The organism is Stenotrophomonas sp. P5_A8 (genome assembly GCF_056400545.1).
In genome coordinates, this window is the sequence record NZ_JBFULB010000343.1 from 1 (window position 1) to 4,069 (window position 4,069).

The following is a 4,069-nucleotide window of genomic DNA, read 5'->3' on the forward strand; positions in this document are numbered from 1 at the left end:
GTACAGGAAGATGCCGGAGAAATTGAACGCGCCTGCCGCGGCCAGGCGCAGCAGGCGCGGGTTGGAGCCCATCCGCACATAGCTGCGCAGCAGTTCGCGCATCGACAGCGGCGTGCGCGCTTGGACCGGGTGGGTTTCCGGCAGCCATTTGCCGGTGGCCAGCAGCAGCACCACGCCGAACAGCACCAGGAACCAGAAGATCAGCGGCCAGTCGCCGCCGCCGAGCAGGATCCAGCCGCCGATGATCGGCGCGATGGCCGGGGCGACGCCGAAGATCATCGACACCTGGCTCATCAGACGCTGCGCGTCGGCACCGTGGTACAGATCGCGGATCACTGCGCGGCCGACGATCACCCCGACCCCGGCGGTGACGCCCTGCAGCGCACGGAACACCAGCAGCGTGGTCATGTCGCGCGACAGCGCGCAGCCGATCGAGGCGCCGATGAACAGCACCAGCCCGCCGATGATCACCCGCTTGCGTCCGAACGCATCGGACAACGGGCCGTGCGCCAGGCTCATCAGGCCGTAGAACAGCAGGTACACGCTGATGGTCTGCTGCACGGCCACCTGGTCGACCTGCATGCGGTCGCCGAGCAGCAGGAAGGCCGGGAAAATGGTATCGATCGAGAACGGACCGAACATCGCCAGGCCTGCGAGCAGCAGGGCAAGGCGGCGGGTCGAGGGTGAGGCGGGCGTCATGCGGTCTTCCGTCTGGGCCGTGCGCACTGCACGGCGGGCGCAAGCCCGGAACGGGCGGCACCAGATGAATACGAGGGTCCGATGATGATAGGCCTTTGTACCGCCGGGCACCATCGCCGGAGGCCCGAGAGGGGCGCCCATACCACCCCGTATTCATGTGCCATGGGGACGCAGCAGAGAAAGCCGCTGGGCTATAATTGGCGGGCACCATGGTGGGAGAAGCGGACACCCGCTGCCGAAGGCGCAACGCCCGTAATCGCTCAGGCCCGATACCACCCGTACCAAAACTCTGGAGAGACCGGCCCATTGCCGGCGCCGAAGGGGCACGAAGCACGCAGATGCGCGCTTTTAAACTCTCAGGCAAAAGGACAGAGGGGCACCCAGGAAGACCGCAAGGTCCGGTGGATCGCTGTCGCCCGCGACACGCCCTGGCCCCGGCTGCCTTCCGAACGTGCGTGCCCACTCTTCGAGATGCCAGCCATGTCCCAGAACACTCCTTCCCTGCGCGAGCTTGAACACAGCCACGCGTTCGTCGAACGCCACATCGGCCCCAACGACGCTGAAATCGCGCAGATGCTCGACGTGGTCGGCCACGCCTCGCTGGACGCGCTGACCGATGCGATCGTCCCGGCCGGAATCAAGTCGCCGGCCCCGCTGGACCTGCCCGAGTCGCTGACCGAAGTGCAGGCACTGGCCAAGATCCGCGCCATCGCCGACAAGAACCAGGTGTTCCGCACCTTCATCGGCCAGGGCTACTACGGCACGCTGACCCCGAACGTCATCCTGCGCAACGTGCTGGAAAACCCGGCGTGGTACACCGCCTACACCCCGTACCAGGCCGAGATTTCGCAGGGCCGCATGGAAGCGCTAATCAACTTCCAGACCCTGTGCGCCGACCTGACCGGCATGGAGATCGCCAACGCCTCGCTGCTGGATGAAGCCACCGCCGCCGCTGAAGCGATGACCCTGGCCAAGCGTTCGGCCAAGTCCAAGTCCGACACCTTCTTCGTGCACGACGCCGTGCACCCGCAGACGCTGGAACTGCTGCGCACCCGCGCCGAGCCGATGGGCATCGTGCTGCGCGTGGGCACCCCGGCCGAGGCGATGGAGGCCGAAGCCTATGGGGTGCTGCTGCAGTACCCGGACACCTTCGGCCATATCGGCGACTACAAGGCGCTGGCCGATGCCGTGCACGCCCGTGGCGGCCTGGTCGCGGTGGCGACCGACCTGCTCGCGCTGACCCTGATCGCCGCCCCCGGCGAATGGGGCGCGGACATCGTGGTCGGCAACTCGCAGCGTTTCGGCGTGCCGTTTGGTTTCGGTGGCCCGCATGCCGCCTTCATGGCCTGCCGCGACGCCTACAAGCGCTCGATGCCGGGCCGCCTGATCGGCGTCTCGGTGGACGCGCAGGGCAATGCCGCCTACCGCCTGACCCTGCAGACGCGCGAGCAGCATATCCGCCGTGAGAAGGCCACTTCCAACATCTGCACCGCGCAGGTGCTGCTGGCGGTGATGGCCTCGATGTATGCCGTGTACCACGGCCCGGAAGGTCTGACCCGCATCGCCCGCCGCACCCATCGCCTGGCCGCGATCCTGGCCAGCGCACTGCGCGCTGCCGGCGTCAATGTGGGCGAGCATTTCTTCGACACCCTGCACGTCAAGGACGTCGACGCCAAGGCGATCCACGCCAAGGCCGCGGCCGCACGCATCAACCTGCGTGCGATCGACAGCGATGCGGTCGGCATCAGCCTGGATGAAACCGCGACCCGCGCCGACATCGTCGCGCTCGGCCAGCTGTTCGGTGCCACGGTCGATGTGGACGCGCTGGACGCGGCCACCGCCGATGCGTTGCCGGCCGGCCTGGTGCGCACCAGCGACTTCCTGACCCACCCGGTGTTCAACACCCACCACAGCGAACACGAACTGCTGCGTTACCTGCGTTCGCTGGCGGACAAGGACCTGGCGATGGATCGCACCATGATCCCGCTGGGCAGCTGCACCATGAAGCTCAACGCCACCGCCGAGATGATCCCGGTGACCTGGCCGGAGTTCGCCAACATCCATCCGCTGGCCCCGGCCGACCAGGCCACCGGTTACAAGGAACTGATCGACGGACTGGAAGCGATGCTGGTGGAATGCACCGGCTACGACGCGGTCAGCCTGCAGCCGAACTCCGGCGCGCAGGGCGAGTACGCCGGCCTGCTGGCGATCCGCGCCTACCACCGCTCGCGCGGTGAGGGCCATCGCGACGTCTGCCTGATCCCGGATTCGGCGCACGGCACCAACCCGGCCTCGGCACAGATGTGCGGCATGAAGGTCGTGGTGACCAAGACCGATGCCAACGGCAACGTCGATCTGGACGACATCCGCGTCAACGCGGAGAAGTACAGCGACCGCCTGGCCGCGCTGATGATCACCTACCCGTCCACGCACGGCGTGTTCGAGGAAGAGGTGGTGGAGATCTGCGAAATCGTGCACAAGCACGGCGGCCAGGTGTACACCGACGGCGCCAACATGAACGCCCTGGTCGGCGTGGCCAAGCCCGGCAAGTGGGGCTCGGACGTGTCGCACCTGAACCTGCACAAGACCTTCTGCATCCCGCACGGCGGCGGCGGCCCGGGCGTGGGCCCGTGTGCGGTCAAGTCGCACCTGGCGCCGTTCCTGCCCAAGGTGCTGGGCGGCGAAGGCGATGTCGGCATGGTCAGCGCGGCCAGCTTCGGCAGCGCCTCGATCCTGCCGATCAGCTGGATGTACATCACCCTGATGGGCACCGCCGGCCTGCGCAAGGCCACCCAGGTCGCGCTGCTCAACGCCAACTACATCGCCAAGCGCCTGGCCCCGCACTTCAAGACCCTGTACACCGGCCGCAATGGCCTGGTGGCACATGAGTGCATCCTGGACGTGCGTCCGCTGGAGAAGACCTCCGGCATCGGCGCTGAGGACGTGGCCAAGCGCCTCATCGACTTCGGCTTCCACGCCCCGACGCTGAGCTTCCCGGTCGCCGGCACGCTGATGGTGGAACCGACCGAGAGCGAATCGCTGCACGAGCTGGACCGCTTCATCAACGCGATGATCCAGATCCGCGAGGAAATCGCCGCCATCGAAGACGGCCGCCTGGACCGCGAGGACAACCCGCTCAAGCACGCCCCGCACACCGCCACGGCGGTCTCGGCCAGCGAGTGGTCGCACGCCTACCCGCGCGAACTGGCGGCCTTCCCGCTGGCCAGCCTGCGCCAGCAGAAGTACTGGCCGCCGGTGGCGCGCGTGGACAACGTGTACGGCGACAAGAACGTGATGTGCGCCTGCATCCCGGTGGATGCGTACAAGGAAGACGAGGGCGTGGAGGTATAAGCCTCCCTGCCCGGATGCA

General features: G+C 67.3%; 2 protein-coding genes and 1 riboswitch. Of the genes, one reads left to right on the forward strand and one right to left on the reverse strand.

What is annotated here, in order from left to right:
- On the reverse strand, nucleotides 1–699 hold a 699-nt coding region (locus AC1DQP_RS17615), incomplete at its 3' end, for an MFS transporter (RefSeq protein WP_478052113.1).
- A gap of 279 nt (nucleotides 700–978) precedes the next feature.
- Nucleotides 979–1,081: riboswitch (glycine riboswitch) on the forward strand.
- 98 nt (nucleotides 1,082–1,179) lie between these two features.
- On the opposite strand from AC1DQP_RS17615, the gene gcvP reads away from it, so the two are divergent.
- A complete protein-coding gene (gcvP, locus tag AC1DQP_RS17620; RefSeq protein WP_457319914.1) occupies nucleotides 1,180–4,050 on the forward strand; it encodes an aminomethyl-transferring glycine dehydrogenase in 2,871 nt (956 codons plus the stop codon).
- The last annotated feature ends 19 nt before the right edge of the window (nucleotides 4,051–4,069 follow it).

Coding starts and splice junctions, on each gene's coding strand:
- gcvP (WP_457319914.1), top strand. CDS start 1,180: ATGTCCCAGAACACTCCTTCCCTGCGCGAGCTTGAACACAGCCACGCG.